Annotated in this window: 13 protein-coding genes; 10 read left to right on the top strand and 3 right to left on the bottom strand. The window is 69.5% G+C overall.

Features of this window, described 5'->3' with window-relative positions; translation table 11 throughout:
- The coding region (locus tag ACTHK2_RS10540) for a histidine kinase dimerization/phospho-acceptor domain-containing protein (protein WP_440245664.1) at positions 1-1,248 on the bottom strand (1,248 nt) is incomplete at its 3' end.
- 190 nt (positions 1,249-1,438) lie between these two features.
- Between ACTHK2_RS10540 and sucC the strand changes: the two genes are divergently transcribed.
- The 4 genes from sucC to ACTHK2_RS10520 all read left to right on the top strand — a co-directional run bounded on the left by sucC (position 1,439) and on the right by ACTHK2_RS10520 (position 8,281).
- Entirely contained in the window at positions 1,439-2,605 is a 1,167-nt protein-coding gene (sucC, locus tag ACTHK2_RS10535; RefSeq protein WP_440245663.1) for an ADP-forming succinate--CoA ligase subunit beta, read from the top strand.
- 17 nt (positions 2,606-2,622) lie between these two features.
- Entirely contained in the window at positions 2,623-3,492 is an 870-nt protein-coding gene (gene sucD, locus ACTHK2_RS10530; protein WP_440245662.1) for a succinate--CoA ligase subunit alpha, read from the top strand.
- A gap of 391 nt (positions 3,493-3,883) precedes the next feature.
- A complete protein-coding gene (locus ACTHK2_RS10525; protein ID WP_440245661.1) occupies positions 3,884-6,553 on the top strand; it encodes an Ig-like domain-containing protein in 2,670 nt (889 codons plus the stop codon).
- 63 nt (positions 6,554-6,616) lie between these two features.
- Positions 6,617-8,281 carry an NAD+ synthase gene (locus ACTHK2_RS10520; protein WP_440245660.1) on the top strand — a complete coding sequence of 555 codons (1,665 nt, stop codon included), beginning with the start codon at positions 6,617-6,619 and terminating at the stop codon, positions 8,279-8,281.
- 66 nt (positions 8,282-8,347) lie between these two features.
- Here ACTHK2_RS10520 and ACTHK2_RS10515 read toward each other — a convergent pair whose 3' ends face one another.
- Positions 8,348-9,187, bottom strand: a complete 840-nt coding sequence (locus tag ACTHK2_RS10515) for an outer membrane protein assembly factor BamD (RefSeq protein WP_440245659.1) — start codon at positions 9,185-9,187, stop codon at positions 8,348-8,350.
- A gap of 164 nt (positions 9,188-9,351) precedes the next feature.
- Here ACTHK2_RS10515 and rluD point away from each other — a divergent pair, with 164 nt between their 5' ends.
- The 3 genes from rluD to ACTHK2_RS10500 are packed head-to-tail and all read left to right on the top strand — an operon-like array spanning position 9,352 to position 11,613.
- On the top strand, positions 9,352-10,344 hold the full coding sequence (gene rluD, locus ACTHK2_RS10510; protein ID WP_440245658.1) for a 23S rRNA pseudouridine(1911/1915/1917) synthase RluD: 993 nt from the start codon (positions 9,352-9,354) through the stop codon (positions 10,342-10,344).
- A gap of 10 nt (positions 10,345-10,354) precedes the next feature.
- The gene (gene pgeF, locus ACTHK2_RS10505) at positions 10,355-11,095 is read left to right on the top strand and encodes a peptidoglycan editing factor PgeF (protein WP_440245657.1); all 741 of its coding nucleotides are present in this window, start codon (positions 10,355-10,357) and stop codon (positions 11,093-11,095) included.
- Positions 11,092-11,613 (top strand): DUF4166 domain-containing protein, encoded by a 522-nt coding sequence (locus ACTHK2_RS10500; protein ID WP_440245656.1) that lies wholly within the window; start codon positions 11,092-11,094, stop codon positions 11,611-11,613. Before pgeF ends, ACTHK2_RS10500 begins: the two co-directional genes overlap by 4 nt.
- A gap of 202 nt (positions 11,614-11,815) precedes the next feature.
- Here ACTHK2_RS10500 and ACTHK2_RS10495 read toward each other — a convergent pair whose 3' ends face one another.
- Positions 11,816-12,955: a saccharopine dehydrogenase family protein gene (locus ACTHK2_RS10495; protein ID WP_440245655.1), complete on the bottom strand. Its 1,140-nt coding sequence runs from the start codon at positions 12,953-12,955 to the stop codon at positions 11,816-11,818.
- A gap of 130 nt (positions 12,956-13,085) precedes the next feature.
- On the opposite strand from ACTHK2_RS10495, the gene clpB reads away from it, so the two are divergent.
- The 3 genes from clpB to ACTHK2_RS10480 all read left to right on the top strand — a co-directional run bounded on the left by clpB (position 13,086) and on the right by ACTHK2_RS10480 (position 16,836).
- Positions 13,086-15,668, top strand: a complete 2,583-nt coding sequence (clpB, locus tag ACTHK2_RS10490; protein WP_440245654.1) for an ATP-dependent chaperone ClpB — start codon at positions 13,086-13,088, stop codon at positions 15,666-15,668.
- A 177-nt stretch (positions 15,669-15,845) separates the two neighbouring features.
- Entirely contained in the window at positions 15,846-16,145 is a 300-nt protein-coding gene (locus ACTHK2_RS10485; RefSeq protein ID WP_440245653.1) for an FmdB family zinc ribbon protein, read from the top strand.
- A 73-nt stretch (positions 16,146-16,218) separates the two neighbouring features.
- A complete protein-coding gene (locus ACTHK2_RS10480; protein ID WP_440245652.1) occupies positions 16,219-16,836 on the top strand; it encodes a DUF3011 domain-containing protein in 618 nt (205 codons plus the stop codon).
- Positions 16,837-16,853: the final 17 nt, after the last annotated feature.

The raw sequence follows: 16,853 nt of genomic DNA, 5'->3' as shown, positions 1-16,853 counted from the left end.
GGGTTGGTGGGTCACCGCGCGCAAGTGGTCGTGGCCGTGGTGTTTCGACTGCTTGTAGTCCCCCACGAACGCGAGCACCCAGGAATTGTGGTCGATCGTCTCCGGGCGCGAGCGCTCGCGCCGCGAGAGCTGCAGGATGTTCTCGACGACGTCATTGGCGCGCGTGCAGTGGTTGTTGATGATGTCGACGAGGCGCTTGTCCTCGGCATTGAGTTCCGGCGACTCGGCGAGCAGCTGGGCCGAATAGCGGATCGCCGCGAGCGGGTTCCGGATCTCGTGCGCGATCGACGCCGACAGGCGGCCGAGCGAGGACAGGGTCAGTTCCTCGGCGCGCCGCGACAGCAGCGACGTGTCGTCAAGGAAGATCAGCACGTTGGTATCGTCGTTCGGCGCCAGGCGCGTGAAGCGGGGGATCACCTCCGGTACGTCGTGCGCGAGCGCGACCGCGGTCTGATCGCTCTTGCCGGTATGGCGCCAGTGATAGAGCCGGCGCGACAGCTCCGGTGCGGCCGAGCCGAGTTCGCGCTGGTTCGGCGGCGGATTGCCGATCAGGTGCCAGGCCGATTCGTTGATGCGCAGGATGTGGTTGGCGCGGTCCACCAGCAGCACGCCGGTCTTCATGCGCTGGATGATGAGGTCGTTGATCTGCTCGAGGTTGAGCAGGTCGACGCCGCGGCGTGCGGCGAGGTCTTCGGCCGCGCGCATGTGGCCGCCGAGGTAACGCAGCAGCGCGGCGACGATGAAATAGGCGACGACGACCGCGAGCGTCTCGATGCCGTTGTTCTCGATGACCGACCCCGACAGCAGGTCGTACGCGCGCGGCACCGCGATGCCGATCGCGGCTGCGATCGCGAACAGGTAGGCGCGGTGCGGCAAGAGCAGCGCCGCGATGCCGACGTTGACGAGCAGCATCATCGGCACGAGGGTGTGGCCGGTCAGCGCGACCAGCACGAGCGTCGCGGCGACGATGTCGATCAGCAGCGACGTGCTGATGGTCCCGGCGAGCCGCGTTCGCAGGCGCTCGGTGCCGATCAGCAGTGCGACGGCGATGACGACGTAGGTCGCCGACGCGACCTGCCCGAGCAGCGGCCGCGACAGGCGCACCCAGTCCACCGCGAACGGACTGAACACGAGGCCGACGTAGACCACGGCCTCGAGGCAGCGGTAGAGGTTGAAGAAATACAGTTCGCGCCGGGTGATGTCGCCCGGTGAGGCCGTCGTGTCCAGCAAATGGGTACCCGTGCTCACGTAGGCTCCGTCGACCCAGTATATAGCGTGCGGGTCGACCGGCGGCGCGCGGCGTTTTCTTTGCTTTCGCCCGGCCCATCCCCGAGAATAGGCGACCGTTTTTCCGCCGGCTTTTCGCCGACGCTCCCCGGATTGCGCTGCCGCGGTGGATTCGCGCCGCGCGCGTGCGTCCCTTCGCACAAGGTGTCCCATGAATTTCCACGAATACCAAGCCAAGGAACTGTTCGCCGAGTACGGCATCCCGGTGCCGCCCGGCAAGGTCGCCTCGACGCCGGAACAGGCGGTCGAAGCCGCCCGCGCGCTCGGCGGCGAGCAATGGATGGTCAAGGCGCAGATCCATGCCGGCGGCCGCGGCAAGGCCGGCGGCGTGAAGTTCTGCCGTTCGCTCGACGACGTGAAGGTTGCTGCGACGGGCATGCTCGGCCGGCGCATGGAGACCTACCAGTCCGGCGGCCGCGCGCTGCCGGTCAACCTGGTGCTGGTCACCGACGCGACCGACATCGCCAAGGAGCTGTACCTGTCGATCCTCGTCGACCGCGGCAGCAAGACCGTGTCGTTCATCGCCTCCGCGCAGGGTGGCGTCGACATCGAGCAGGTCGCGCGCGACACGCCCGAGGACATCCACACGATCGAGGTCGATTTCGTCGAGGGCCTGCAGCCGTACCAGTGCCGCAAGCTCGCGTTCGACATGGGCCTCAATGCCAAGCAGGCGAACCAGCTGACCAAGATCATGCTGGGCCTGTACAAGCTCTTCAACGAGAAGGACCTCGCGCTAGTCGAGCTCAACCCGCTCGCGATCGTCGCCTCGGGCGACCTGATGGCGCTCGACGGCAAGGTCAACTCCGACGACAACGCGGAGTTCCGCCATCCGAAGCTGGTCGCGATGCGCGACGAGTCGCAGGAAGACCCGGCCGAGGCGGCCGCGGTCAAGAACAACCTCAACTACGTCACGATGGACGGCAACATCGGCTGCATGGTCAACGGCGCCGGCCTCGCGATGGCGACGATGGACGTGATCAAGCTCGCCGGCGGCGAGCCGGCTAACTTCCTCGACGTCGGCGGCGGCGCGACCAAGGAACGCGTGACCGAGGCGTTCAAGCTGATCCTGTCCTCGGACAAGGTGCAGGCGATCCTCGTCAACATCTTCGGCGGCATCGTGCGCTGCGACCTCATCGCCGAGGGCATCATCGCCGCGGTCAAGGAAGTGGGCCTCCAGATTCCCGTCGTCGTGCGCCTGCAGGGCACCAACGTCGAGAAGGGCCGCGAGCTGCTCGCCAATTCCGGCCTCGCGATCACGCCGGCCGACGATCTCAACGACGCCGCGCAGAAGGCGGTCGCCGCGGTCAAGGCCGCCTGAGCGAAGGACACGAACCCATGAGCGTTTTGGTCAACAAGAACACCAAGGTCATCACCCAGGGCTTCACCGGCCAGCAGGGTACGTTCCACTCCGAGCAGGCGCTGGAATACGGCACCAGGCTCGTCGGCGGCGTCACGCCGGGCAAGGGCGGTGGCACGCACATCGGCCTCCCGGTCTACGACACCGTGCTCGACGCGGTCAACGACACCGGTGCCGACGCGTCGATGATCTTCGTGCCGCCGCCGTTCGCGGCCGATGCGATCCTCGAGGCGGCCGATGCCGGCATCAAGGTCATCGTCGCGATCACCGAAGGCATCCCGGTGCTCGACATGCTGCGCGTCAAGAACGTGCTCAAGCAGCGTCCGGATACCGTCCTGATCGGGCCGAACTGCCCCGGCATCATCACGCCGGGCGAATGCAAGATCGGCATCATGCCGGGCCACATCCACAAGCCGGGCAAGGTCGGCATCGTGTCGCGTTCGGGCACGCTGACCTACGAGGCGGTCTTCCAGACCACCAACGTCGGCCTCGGCCAGTCCACCTGCATCGGCATCGGCGGCGACCCGATCAACGGCCTCAACTTCATCGACTGCCTCAAGCTGTTCCAGGACGATCCGCAGACCGAAGGCATCATCATGGTCGGCGAGATCGGCGGCAGCGCCGAGGAGGAAGCGGCCGAGTTCATCGCCGAGTACGTGAAGAAGCCGGTGGTCGCGTTCATCGCCGGCGCCCCGGCGCCGGCCGGCAAGCGCATGGGCCACGCCGGCGCGATCATCTCGGGCGGCAAGGGCACCGCGGCGGCGAAGTTCGCCGCGCTGGAGAAGGCGGGCGTCACGACCGTGAAGTCGCCCGCCGACCTCGGCAAGACGCTCGCGTCGAAGATGTAGGTTTTTCGGCGGCAAACGCGTCGGATGAAAGGCCGCAGGTGATTCGCGGCCTTTCGTTTTTCAGGGCTGACGGCTGGGGGCCGGAGCCGGGTAGCGAGGTAGGGCGGATCAAGGCGCGCATGCGCCGGATCCGCCGCTGCGCGGCTTGATCCGGCCTACGCGCTGTTTTTCGCCGGCCGGCACTGCATATACGGTTCCATTCGCGCCGAGCGCAGCACGCGAAGCGGCGGAGTCGAGCGCCCGTCCTCGAGGACGAAGGCCCTTCGACTCCGCGCGATGCTCTTGGGCCCGCGCAGCGTTCCGGCGAACCTGAACCGAACGGCGAATTGTCCGCCTCCGGGGCAAAACGACGTTAGGATGACACCCAGCGCGCCGCGTCCGGGGAGGGATCATGCGCCGTCGCCTCATTCCACTGCTTGCCCTTGCATGTACCGCCATCGCCTCCGCGCAGATCCTGCCGAAGGATCCGGACGACGACGGCGTGCCGTCGGTGACCGATGCATCGGTGCCGCTGAGCTACGTCGGCAACGACGGCAGCGTTTCGATCGGCGTCAATCGCGAGGGCCATACCGAAGGCCAGCTGCTCGGCGTGTTCGCGCGCAACAACGCGCGTGCGATGGTCGGACAGATCTGGTGGGACCAGTCCGGTGCCGGCGGCGCGCAAGCCGATTTCAACTGGCTCTGGGGCGGCGACCCGATCGCCGCGCGCGAGCACCCGGACCGCGCGACGGTTGCGCGGCTCAGCTTCGCGGTCGACCAGAACGGCGAGCACGATCGCAAGGCGACGCTCGGTTTCGGCATCGAGCGCCGCGCGTTCTCGGTCGAAGGCTGGCTTTCGCACGGCATCAGCGGCGCGCGCCTCGCCGGCCATGCGGTGCACAGCGACGTGGCGACGACGAGCGGCGACGACGACATCGGCACCTACACGCAGGTCGACACTACCACCATCCAGACGCTGTTCGAGCGCAAGCCCTACGGCGCCGAGATCGGCCTGCAAGTGAGCCATGTGTTCGAGCCGCTGGCGATGCGCGTGCATGCGGGGGCGAGCACGCAGGATGGCGATGGCGCGCGCGCGAGCACCTTCGCGTTCGGCCTCGACACCCCGCTCGGCACGCGCGGCTGGGGCCTGTCCGCGCTCGCCGAACACGTCGCGCGCAGCGGCGGCGCGGGCGAGGGCGACGACGACCGCCTCTCCGTGTTCCTGCGCTACGAATTCGGCCGCCACGGCGCGTTCGTGCCGACCGCGCAGCTGGAAGACCCGGCATGGATCGCGCGTTCGCTCGCGCGGGCGTCGAGTGCCCATCCGCGCACGGTCGAATCGTACCGGCGCACGCGTACCGAGACCGTCGAGGTCACGCACGGCCCGCGCCAGTACACCAATCACTTTCCGGTCGCGCAGGCCGATGCCGCGACCACGACCGTCGGCGTTCCGGTGTCGCTCGACGTCGTCGCCAACGACAGCGACGCCGACGGGGATGCGCTTGCCGTGATCGGCGTGACCGCGCCTGCGCACGGCAGCGCGGCCGCGTCGGGCAACACGATCCTCTACACGCCCGCGGCGGGTTTCAGCGGTGTCGACACGTTCGCCTACACGCTCAGCGATGGTCGCGGCGGCCATGCGAGCGCGAACGTGACCGTCACCATCGGCGGTCGCCCGAATCGGGCGCCGGTCGCGCGCGACGATCGTGCGACGACCAGCTTCGGCCAACCCGTCACGATCGCCGTGCTGGCCAATGACGATGATGCGGACGGCGACGCGCTCGTGCTCGCCGGCGTCGGCGCTCCCGCACACGGCAGCGCGAGCATCGTCGGCTCCGACGTCGTCTACCGGCCCGTACCCGGCTTCAGCGGCGTCGACACGTTCACCTACACGGTCGATGACGGTCGTGGCGGCAGCGCGACCGCGACGATCACCGTCGTCGTCGCCGCGCAGCCGAATCGCCTGCCGATCGCGCGCGACGACGCTGCGACGGCGATCTCCGCCCAGCCCGTGCTCGTCGACGCGCTCGCCAACGACAGCGATGCGGATGGCGACGTGCTGTCCCTGGCTTCGGTCGGCGCGCCACAGCACGGCAGCGCGACGATCATCGGCACCCAGTTGCAGTACGCATCGGTGGCCGGCTACGTCGGTGCGGACGTGTTCACGTACACGATCAGCGACGGCCGCGGCGGCTCGTCGACGGCGCGCGTGACGCTCAACGTCGTAGCGCCGCCGAACCGGCCGCCGGTCGCGGTCGACGATGTCGCGAGCACGACCTTCGGCGTCGCGGTGCCGATCGCGGTGCTCGCCAACGACAGCGACCCGGATGGCGACCCGTTGACGATCACGGCGACGACCGCGCCGGCTTTCGGCACGATCGCGGTATCGGGCGGCACGATCACGTACACGCCGACCGTCGCCGGCGTCGTCGGTGTCGATCGCTTCACCTATACGATCTCGGACGGGCGTGGCGGCGGCGCGAGCGCCACCGTCGCGGTCACCGTCGGTGCCGCGCCCAACCAGCCGCCCGTGGCCGTGGACGACACCGCGGCGACGCCGTTCGGCGTACCGGTCACGGTCGCCGTGCTCGCCAACGACAGCGACCCCGACGGCGATCCGCTCGTCATCGCGAGCGTCGGCGCGCCGCTGGACGGCACCGCCGCGATCGCCGGCAACACCGTGGTCTACACGCCTGCGGCAGGATTCAGCGGCGTCGATCGCTTCTCCTACACGATCGGCGACGGCCGCGGCGGCAGCGCGACCGCTTTCGTGACCGTGGTGGTCGCGCCCGCGCCGAACCAGCCGCCGGTCGCGGTCGACGACACGGGCAACCTCAACCAGACCGTGATCGCGGTGCTCGCCAACGACAGCGATCCCGATGGCGATCCATTGACGATCATCGCTGTGACGCAGCCGATCGCCGCGGCCGGCGGACCGGCCGGCACGGTCGCCATCACGGGCAACACGGTCACGTGGGCACCCAATGGATTCCTCGGTGCGGCGACGTTCACCTACACGATCAGCGACGGTCGCGGGGGCACGGCCACGGCGACGGTGAACGTGGCGACGGGCATCCCGTAGCGATGCGGGTAAGGATGCGGGGCGGCCGTACAATGGCTGCCCCCGTCATCCTCCGCACGCCGCATGTCGACACTCCGCATCGCCCTGGCCCAGTTCGATTTTCCGGTCGGCGCCGTCGCGCGCAACGAGGCGCGCATCGCCGCGCTGATCGCCGAGGCGCGCGACCTGCACCGCGCCGACCTCGTGCTGTTTCCGGAACTCGCGCTCTGCGGCTACCCGCCCGAGGACCTGCTGCTGCGGCCGAGCTTCCTCGCGGAATGCGAGGCCGCACTTCAACGCATCGCGGCAGCGACGCACGGCATCGTCGCCGTCGTCGGCTGGCCGCAGGCGGCCGGCGCGATCGTCTACAACGCGGCGAGCGTGCTCGACGGCGGCGCGATCGCCGCGACGTACCGCAAGCGCGAACTGCCCAACTACGCCGTTTTCGACGAGCGGCGCTATTTCGACGTCGACCCCGACCGCGACGACTGCGTGTTCGACGTCCGTGGCGTACGCGTAGGCCTCGTCATCTGCGAGGACCTGTGGTTCGCCGAGCCGTTCGCGGGCACGGTCGCCGCCGGCGCCGAGCTCGTGCTGGTGCCGAATGCCTCGCCGTTCGAACGCGACAAGCATGCGCAGCGCGACGCGCTGCTCGCCGAGCGCGTGCAGGAATCGCAGCGCGACGGTCGCGGTGTCGGCGTCGCCTACCTCAACACCGTCGGCGGCCAGGACGCCGTCGTGTTCGACGGTGCGTCGGTGCTCGCCGACGGCGACGGCCACGTCCATCCGGCCGCGCGCGCCTTCGAGGACCACTGGCTCGTCGCCGACTACGACGCGGCCACGCGTCGCTTCACCCCCGTGGCATGGCCGGTCGAGGACGACGAAAGCCGCGACGCGCTCGCCTGGCGCGCGATCGTGCGCGGGACGCGTGACTACTGCGTCAAGAACGGTTTCGAGCGCGTATGGATCGGCCTGTCCGGTGGCATCGATTCCGCGCTCGTGCTCGCCGTCGCCGTCGACGCGCTCGGCGCGGACAAGGTCGTCGGCGTGCGCCTGCCGTCGCGCTACACCTCCGGCCTCAGCAACGACCTGGCCGAGGAGCAGGCGCGCGCGCTCGGCGTGCGGCTCGTCACGGTGCCGATCGAAGCGCCCTTCGGCGGCTTCCTCGACGCACTCGGTCCCGCCTTCGACGCGTTCGATCCGGCGCCCGCGCCGGCGGGCGACGTGACGCCGGAAAACCTGCAGTCACGCTGCCGCGGCGCGATCCTGATGGCGCTGTCGAACCGCTTCCACGGCCTCGTGCTGACCACCGGCAACAAGAGCGAGTACGCGGTCGGCTACGCGACGATCTACGGCGACATGTGCGGCGGCTACGCGCCGATCAAGGACCTCTACAAGACCGAGGTATTCGCGCTCGCGCGCTGGCGCAACGCGGTCGCCGGCACGCCGGTGATCCCGCCCGCGGTGATCTCGCGACCGCCGTCGGCGGAACTGCGCGAGAACCAGACCGACCAGGACTCGCTGCCGCCGTACGACGTGCTCGACGCCATCCTGCTGCGCCACGTCGACCAGGAGCAGTCGCGCGAGGACATCGTGCGTGCCGGCTTCGATGCCGCGACCGTCGAGCGCGTGCTCAGGCTCGTGCGCATCGGCGAATGGAAGCGCCAGCAGGCGGCGCCGGGCCCGAAAGTATCGCGGCGCGCATTCGGCCGCGAACGTCGTTATCCGATCACGTCGGGCTGGCGCTGAGTCCCCCGACCCAAAAAAGCGGGCGCCGGTCGCTGGGCGATGCGCGCCGCGCGCGTACCGTCGGCATCAACCCCGGTTCTGCAGCGGGATCAGCTTCCACCAGTTGGAGCGGTACCGCGGCCAGCGACCCTGCAGCGACGGATGGTCGGGGTAGTTGAGCTCAAGCACGCGCTTGGCGTCGTCGGCGAGCTTGTCCTGGCCGAGTTCGTGGTAGCTCTTCACCATGATCGCGAGCGCATCACCCGCCTGCGGCGTCTGCGGATAGGTTTCGATGATCGACTTGGCGCGATTGGACGAGGCGACGTAGGCGCCGCGCTTGAGGTAGAACAGCGCGATGTTGAGGTCCGACTGCGCCATCATGTTGCGCAGGTGGACCATGCGCTGGCGCCCGTCCGGCGCGTAGCGGCTCTGCGGATAGCGCGTGACGAGCGCGCCGAAGTCGTCGAACGACTGGCGCAGGTTGGCCTGGTCGCGCTGCGTCATGTCGAGGCCGACGTAGCGTTCGAGGAAACCGCCCGAGCGGCTGAAGTTGATCAGGCCACGCAGGTAGTACGCGTAGTCGATATGGCGGTGCGTCGGATAGGTCTTGATGAAGCGGTTGACGGTCGAATACGCGTCGTCGGGCTTGTCCGACTTGTACTGCGCGTAGGCGAGGTTGAGCTGCGACTGCTCGGTGTACGGGCCGAACGGGAAGCGCGCGATGAGGCGCTGGAACGAGCGCACCGCATAGTCGTTGTTGCCCGACTGCAGCGCCTCGTTGCCCTGCTGGTAGAGCTGTTCGACCGACAGCGTGTCCATCGGGTCGCCCTTCTTGCCGCGATGGAACAGGGAGCAGCCGGCGAGCGCGACGATGAGCGCGAGCAGGACGAGGCGCAGGATGGGGCGGAAACTGGAGGAGACTCGCATGCGGGTGGCAGGCTCTGCGATGATGGACGGATGGGATGGGTCCGGCCGCAGGCCGGGTCCGCCGGATCGACCGGCCGGCGACGCTACCACGCGCCGCGCGAAACACCGATCATAACCTGAAACCCCGCCGGCGCTGGAAGCGCCGCCATCCGGCATTCCCGAGCATGAGCGAACCCCAATCGAGCCTGAACGAGCCGACGCCCAGCGCGTCGCGCCTCGCCGCCACCGTTCCCGACACACTCGCCGGGCGCCGTTTCGACCAGGCGCTCGCCGAGATCTTCCCGGACTATTCGCGCTCGCGCCTGACCGCCTGGATCAAGGCCGGCGCCGTGCGCCTCGATGGGGAAGTCGTCGCGCCGCGGCAGATCCTGCGCGGCGGCGAGGCGATCGAGCTCGACGTGCGGATGGAGCGCGAGATCGGCGCGCAGGCAGAGGAGATCCCGCTCGACATCCGCTACGAGGATGCCGAGGTCATCGTCGTCAACAAGCCGCCCGGGCTGGTCGTGCATCCGGGCGCGGGCAATCCCGCGGGTACGCTGCAGAATGCGCTGCTGCACCATGATCCCAAGCTCGCCGAGATCCCGCGCGGCGGCATCGTGCATCGCCTCGACAAGGACACCTCGGGCCTGATGGTCGTCGCGCGCACGCTGCGCGCGCACACCGCGCTGGTCGAGCAATTGTCCGAGCGCGACGTCCACCGCCAGTACGCGGCGATCGTCTACGGCGCGATGGTCGCCGGCGGGCGCGTCGACGAGCCGATCGGTCGGCACCCGCACGACCGCCTGAAGCAGGCCGTGCGCGAAGACGGCCGGGAGGCGATCACGCACTACCGCGTGCGTGAGCGATTCCGTGCGATGACCCTGGTCGAGTGCCGGCTCGAGACGGGGCGCACGCACCAGATCCGCGTGCACATGGCCTACGTGCGCCACCCGCTGGTCGGTGACGCGCAGTACGGCGGCCTGCTGAAGCTGCCCAAGGGCGCCACACCGGAACTCACCGCCGCGTTGCGCGGCTTCAGGCGCCAGGCGCTGCATGCGGAGAAGCTCGAGTTCGCCCATCCGAAGAGCGGCAAGCCGGTCGCGATCGAGGCGGAGCGCCCGGCCGACATGGAGGCGCTGCTGGCGGCGTTGCGCGCGGACACGAAGGAAAACGGCTGAGCGCGTGCCGATGTCCGTGCCGATCGAAGGCGTGATCACGCCGGACTGGCCGGCGCCCGCGAACGTGCGCGCCTGCGTCACGACGCGGCAATTGCCCGGGCATTCGCTGCCGCCGTTCGAGCACCTGAATCTAGGCGGTCGCAGCGGCGATTCGGCGCAGGCGGTCGCCGCCAATCGCGCGTCGCTGCTGCCGCTGCTCGGCCTGCCGTCGGCGCCGCTGTGGCTGCGCCAGGTACACGGCATCGACGTGCTCGATGCCGATGCCGGCGAGCGCGACCGCGACGCCGATGCGTCGGTCACGCGCACGGCCGGCACCGTACTCGCGATCCTCACCGCCGACTGCCTCCCGGTGTTGTTCTGCAGCGCCGACGGCGATGCGGTCGCCGCGGCGCACGCGGGCTGGCGCGGGCTCGCGGCCGGCGTGCTCGAGGCGACGCTCGGGCGCTTCGGTGGCGCGCGGGTGCATGCGTGGATCGGCCCGGCGATCGGCGCGCGCGCGTACGAAGTCGGCGCCGAGGTGCGCGATGCGTTCGTCGCGGCGGACGCGGGCGCCGCCGCCTGGTTCGCGCCGACACGCCCCGGCCACTGGCTGTGCGACCTCGCCGCCCTCGCGCGGCGGCGCCTCACCCGGGCGGGCGTGGGAAGCGTGCATGGCGGCGGTTTCGACACCTTCACCGACGCGCGCTTCTATTCGTACCGTCGCGAGCGCGACACCGGCCGCTTCGCATCGCGGGTGTGGATCGCGCCGTGACGCTGTTCGAGCGCCTGCTCGGCAGCGCGTTCGATACGCTCGGCCCGCGCGTGCGCGAGCTGCACCTCGACACGGGTACGCGTCGCTACGCGGGCGAGGTCGAGGTCGAGCGTGGCCGCCATCCGCTCGCTGCCCTCTGCGCATGGGCGACGCGCCTGCCGCCCGCGGGGCGCGGACCGATCGAAGTGGAGATCGCGCCCGACGCGGTCGGGGAGTGCTGGTCGCGCCATGTCGGCGCACACGTGATGCGGTCGCGGTTGTGGGAGCAGGGTGGACTGCTGCATGAACGACTCGGCGCAGCCACCTTCGTGTTCCGCCTCGTGGCGCGCGGCGGCGCGCTCGAATGGACCGTCGTAAGGGCAAGCGCCCTAGGCCTGCCGCTGCCGGCGCGCTGGTTCAGCGCGGTGGCTGCGCGCGAGGCGGACGGCGGCGGGCGCTACACGTTCGAGGTCACTGCTGCGCTCCCGATCGCGGGGCTGCTGGTGCGCTACCGCGGCTGGCTCGACGTCGGCGGATAGGCTCGCACCGAGGCTTCGTGATGTCGGACGGCGGGAGTGAGCCTACGCGTCCATCCGCGCGGACGTCGCAGGGCGTGCTGCCGCCTGCACGCGACCGGGCGGTATCGCATCCCGCGGCAGGACTCGCGCTGCGCTCGATCCACGCGCCGCTGCCCATCCGCATGCATGTCTTCAGGCGGAACGCGCGCCAGGCGTGCCGCCGTCAAACCTTCTCGATGATCGTGGTGATCGCGTAGCCATCGAGCGCGGCGAGGCACTCGTCGAGCGTGAAGAGGTCCAGGCAGGCGCCGGCGCCGCCGCCGGGCAGCTCGCCGCGCGCGAGCTTGCGCGCGTGTATGTTTGCCGCGGTCGCCGGCACTTGCGGCCCGTCGCCGTGCGCCGCGACCAGGCGCCAGCGCAGGTGCCGCGGCACGCCCTCGCGATCGACGCCGCGCAAGTCGATCTGCATCAGGCCGATGTCGCTGCCTACGGCGAGCCAGCGCTCGCTCAGCGCGAGCAACTTCGGCGCCTGCCGCGCGAAGTCGTGCACAACCCCGCCACGCACGGCCCAGGATGCGAGCCAGAGGCCGAAATGCATGCGTCGCAGCTCGAGGCCGGCGCGAAAATCGCAACTGCGCAGCGTCGGATGCCGCTCCGGGAGCAGTGACAGGTCGGGCACCTCGCAGCGCGCGAGCCAGCGCGTGCCGACATCGGGTACGCGCAATCGGCGCAGCGACTGCCAGCCGTGCGCGCGTTGCCAGCGCCCGCGATCGAGCACCGGATACGGACGGCCGACGTACCCGAGGATCGCGCGCGTCGTGGCGAGGCCGCGTGGCGTCCGGTTGCCCGGGCTGATCGCCGTTTCGATCGCGTCGAGCCTGCCGAACTCGCCGGCGAACGCGGCGACCACGGCCCCGCTCAGTCCGGGCACGCTGCTCGCGCCGCTGACCGCGCGGCGGCCTGCTGCGCGCGCTTCGGCATCGAGCGCGCCGAAGCCGGCAACGAAGGTGCGGCCGTCGGCGAGGTCGAGGTAGTGCGCACCGAGCGCCAGCGTCAGGCGCGCGACGCCATAGTCGCGACCCTGGAACGGCCCGGCCGTATGCACGACCAGCGCGGGGGCGAGCGCGGCGAGGCGCTCCGCGAAATCGCGCGCCTCGACGTCCAACGCCGTCGAGGCGATCGCCGCTCGAGCGCCGGCCCGCGCGAGTTCGTCGGCGAAACGTCGCGCGCGTCCCGCATCGCGGCCGGCGACCACGAGTTCGAGGCCTTCGTCGCCGGCGAGGCCGCGGACGATGCGCGTGCCGAACAGCCCATAGCCGCCGAGGACGACGATCCGGAATGGGCGTGCGGCGGGTCGTCGCATGGGTCGGCCGGAGCGTGGAAACCGCCATCGTAGCGCGGGTATCGGCTTGAATCGCCGCGCGGCGAGCCGCATTTTCGCGCCATACGGCCGCCCGCCGCGGCCCACCCCATCGAACAGGACCTCCGCCACCATGCGAATGGACAAACTCACTTCGCGCTTCCAGCAGGCGCTCGCCGACGCGCAGTCGCTCGCCGTCGGGCGCGACAACAACATGCTCGAGCCGGTGCATGTACTCGCCGCGCTGCTCGACCAGCAGGGCGGTTCGACCGTGCCGCTGCTCGCCCAGGCCGGAGCGAACGTGGCGGCGCTGCGCACGCGCATCGGCCAGGCGCTCGATGCGCTGCCGAAGGTCGCCGGGCAGGAAGGCAACATCAACGTCTCGAACGATCTCAATCGCCTGCTCAACCTCACCGACAAGCTCGCCCAGCAGCGCGGCGACCAGTTCATCGCCTCCGAGCTGTTCGTGCTCGCGGCACTCGACGACCGCGGCGAGGCGGGGGCCGCATTGAAGGCGGCCGGCGCGACGAAGGCGAACATCCAGGCGGCGATCGAGAAGATCCGCGGCGGCGAGAAGGTGCAGTCGGAGAACGCGGAAGAGCAGCGCCAGGCGCTCGAGAAGTACACGATCGACCTCACCGCGCGTTCGGAGAAGGGCAAGCTCGACCCGGTCATCGGTCGCGACGAGGAGATCCGTCGCGTGATCCAGGTGCTGCAGCGGCGTACCAAGAACAATCCCGTGCTGATCGGCGAACCCGGCGTCGGCAAGACCGCGATCGTCGAAGGCCTCGCGCAGCGCATCGTCAATGGCGAGGTGCCCGAAGGCCTGCGCGACAAGCGCGTGCTCTCGCTCGACATGGGCGCGCTGATCGCGGGCGCGAAGTTCCGCGGCGAATTCGAGGAGCGCCTGAAGGGCGTGCTCAACGACCTCGCCAAGCAGGAAGGCCAGGTGATCCTGTTCATCGACGAGCTGCACACGATGGTCGGCGCCGGCAAGGCCGAGGGTGCGATGGATGCGGGCAACATGCTCAAGCCTGCGCTCGCGCGCGGCGAGCTGCACTGCATCGGCGCGACCACGCTCGACGAGTACCGCAAGTACATCGAGAAGGATGCCGCGCTCGAGCGCCGCTTCCAGAAGGTGTTCGTCGGCGAGCCGAGCGTCGAGGACACGATCGCGATCCTGCGCGGGCTCAAGGAGAAGTACGCAGTGCATCACGGCGTCGAGATCACCGACCCCGCGATCGTCGCCGCGGCGACGCTGTCCCACCGCTACATCCCCGACCGCCAGCTGCCGGACAAGGCGATCGACCTCATGGACGAGGCCGCCTCGCGCATCCGCATGGAAATCGACTCCAAGCCGGAGGAACTCGACCGAAAGGAGCGCCGCCTGATCCAGCTGAAGATCCAGCGCGAGGCGCTCAGGAAGGAGAAGGACAAGGAATCCAGGCAGCGCCTCGCCGACCTCGAGCAGGAGATCGCGTCTCTCGAACGCGAATACTCCGACCTCGAGGAAGTGTGGAAGAGCGAGAAGGCGACCTTGCAGGGCGCGACGAAGATCAAGGAGCAGATCGAACAGGCGCGGCTCGAACTCGAGGCCGCGCAGCGCCGGCAGGACTACGCGAAGATGAGCGAGATCCAGTACGGCCGCCTGCCGGAACTGGACAAAGAGCTGAAGGCCGCGCAGGAAGCCGAGACGAAGGGCTTCACCCTGCTGCAGGACAAGGTCACCGCGGAGGAGATCGCCGAAGTCGTCTCGCGCTGGACCGGCATCCCGGTGTCGAAGATGCTCGAAGGCGAGCGCGAAAAGCTGCTGCGCATGGAGGACGAGCTGCACAAGCGCGTCGTCGGCCAGGATGAAGCGGTGCGCGCGGTCGCCGATGCGATCCGCCGTTCGCGCGCGGGGCTGTCCGATCCGAACCGCCCGAACGGCTCGTTCCTGTTCCTCGGCCCCACCGGCGTCGGCAAGACCGAGCTGTGCAAGGCGCTCGCGGGTTTCCTGTTCGACAGCGAGGACGCGATGGTGCGCATCGACATGAGCGAGTTCATGGAGAAGCACTCCGTGAGCCGCCTGATCGGCGCGCCGCCCGGCTATGTCGGCTACGAGGAAGGCGGTTACCTCACCGAAGCGGTGCGACGCCGCCCCTACAGCGTGATCCTGCTCGACGAGGTCGAGAAGGCGCACCATGACGTCTTCAACATCCTGCTGCAGGTGCTCGACGATGGCCGCCTCACTGACGGCCAGGGGCGCACGGTGGATTTCCGCAATACGGTCATCGTGATGACCTCGAACCTCGGCTCGCAGTACATCCAGGAGTATGCCGGCGACGACGAGGCGCAGTACACGCAGATGAAGGCGGCGGTGATGGGCGTCGTGCAGGCGCACTTCCGACCCGAGTTCATCAACCGCCTCGACGAGATCGTCGTGTTCCGCGCGCTCGACAAGGGCCAGATCCGGCAGATCGCGCGCATCCAGATCGCCTACCTCGAAAAGCGCCTGGGCGAGCGGCAGCTCGGCCTCGCGATCAGCGACAAGGCGCTCGACCTGCTCGGCAATGTCGGCTTCGACCCGGTCTACGGTGCGCGCCCGCTCAAGCGCGCGATCCAGCAGCAGCTCGAGAACCCGCTGGCGCGGGAGATCCTCGAGGGCCGCTTCCGGCCCGGGGAGACGGTGCGCGTCGATGCGGAAGGCGGGCGCCTCGTGTTTTCCGGCGCGTAACCAGCGCTGGGCGCGGGCGCGCAGGCGGCGCCCGCGGCCAGGCGATCGTCGCCCCCGCGTAGGCGCCGCAGCCATCCGCGGGTGGTGCTGGTACTTGTAATTCCCCGGCATGCCCGCATGCTGCACGCCGTTTCGGCGCCGCGCCGGCGCCATGCCACGTCCGATGGAAGTTTCCGTATGCCGATCTACGAATTCGAATGTTCCGCCTGCCAAGCCGTGTTCGATCGCCTGCAGAAATTGTCCGATCCCGACCCCGTCGACTGTCCGGAGTGCGGCCAGCCGCGCGTGAAGCGCCGCCTGACCGCGCCTGCGTTCCGCCTCGCCGGCAGCGGCTGGTACGAGACCGACTTCAAGAAGGACGGCGACACCAAGCGCAACCTGGCCGCCAAGGACGACGCACCCAAGGCCGAGTCCAAGTCCGAACCGAAGGTCGAGGCCAAGCCCGCGGCGAAAAGCGACGGCGGTGCGGCGTCCTGACGCGCGCTTCGATTCCGTTCATGAAGATCATCTAGACTCCGGGACGTTATTCACCACGACCGGGGAGTAGGTCATGTTCAAGGCAACCCAAGGAATCATCGCGCTCGTGCTGACGTCCGCGTGTGCCACGCTCACCGCCGCACCCGCTCCGCAACCGCTCGTGCAGGCATTCGCCGCCGCCCCCGCGCAATACGACGACTGGCGTCCGGGCCCGGATTGGGATCGCGACATCGACGTGCGTTGCGGCAGCGACGACTATCGCTATCGCATGTGCCAGGTCGATACCGGCCGCGGCAGCGACGTGCGCCTGGTCCGCCAGATCTCCAAGACGCCGTGCCGCGAAGGCCGCAACTGGGGCTGGAACCGTGCCGGCATCTGGGTGAACGAGGGCTGCGAAGGCGTGTTCCGCGTGCAGCGCCGCTGGTCAGGCGGTGGCGACCACCACGGCGGTGGCGGCGACTGGCGCCCGGGTCCGGGCTGGGACACGGCGATCCGCGTCCGCTGCGGCAGCGAGGACTATCGCTATCGCATGTGTCAGGTCGACACCGGCCGTGGCAGCGATGTGCGCATCGCGCGCCAGATCTCCAACACGCGCTGCGTGGAAGGACAGAACTGGGGCTGGAACCGCGCGGGCATCTGGGTCAACGGCGGCTGCGACGCCGAATTCATGGTCAACCGCCGCTGGCGCTGAGCCGGGCATCGACCGAT

Origin of the sequence: Dokdonella sp., assembly GCF_051958935.1 — a bacterium.
GTDB lineage: Bacteria > Pseudomonadota > Gammaproteobacteria > Xanthomonadales > Rhodanobacteraceae > Dokdonella_A.
The sequence above is the reverse complement of the archived record's forward strand: the minus strand, read 5'-3'. Positions and strand labels throughout refer to the sequence as shown.

Excerpts from the sequence above, each read along its gene's own strand:
- sucC (WP_440245663.1), top strand. The coding sequence starts at position 1,439 with ATGAATTTCCACGAATACCAAGCCAAGGAACTGTTCGCCGAGTACGGC.
- sucD (WP_440245662.1), top strand. The coding sequence starts at position 2,623 with ATGAGCGTTTTGGTCAACAAGAACACCAAGGTCATCACCCAGGGCTTC.
- ACTHK2_RS10525 (WP_440245661.1), top strand. The coding sequence starts at position 3,884 with ATGCGCCGTCGCCTCATTCCACTGCTTGCCCTTGCATGTACCGCCATC.
- ACTHK2_RS10520 (WP_440245660.1), top strand. The coding sequence starts at position 6,617 with ATGTCGACACTCCGCATCGCCCTGGCCCAGTTCGATTTTCCGGTCGGC.
- ACTHK2_RS10515 (WP_440245659.1), bottom strand. The coding sequence starts at position 9,187 with ATGCGAGTCTCCTCCAGTTTCCGCCCCATCCTGCGCCTCGTCCTGCTC.
- rluD (WP_440245658.1), top strand. The coding sequence starts at position 9,352 with ATGAGCGAACCCCAATCGAGCCTGAACGAGCCGACGCCCAGCGCGTCG.
- pgeF (WP_440245657.1), top strand. The coding sequence starts at position 10,355 with ATGTCCGTGCCGATCGAAGGCGTGATCACGCCGGACTGGCCGGCGCCC.
- ACTHK2_RS10495 (WP_440245655.1), bottom strand. The coding sequence starts at position 12,955 with ATGCGACGACCCGCCGCACGCCCATTCCGGATCGTCGTCCTCGGCGGC.
- clpB (WP_440245654.1), top strand. The coding sequence starts at position 13,086 with ATGCGAATGGACAAACTCACTTCGCGCTTCCAGCAGGCGCTCGCCGAC.
- ACTHK2_RS10485 (WP_440245653.1), top strand. The coding sequence starts at position 15,846 with ATGCCGATCTACGAATTCGAATGTTCCGCCTGCCAAGCCGTGTTCGAT.
- ACTHK2_RS10480 (WP_440245652.1), top strand. The coding sequence starts at position 16,219 with ATGTTCAAGGCAACCCAAGGAATCATCGCGCTCGTGCTGACGTCCGCG.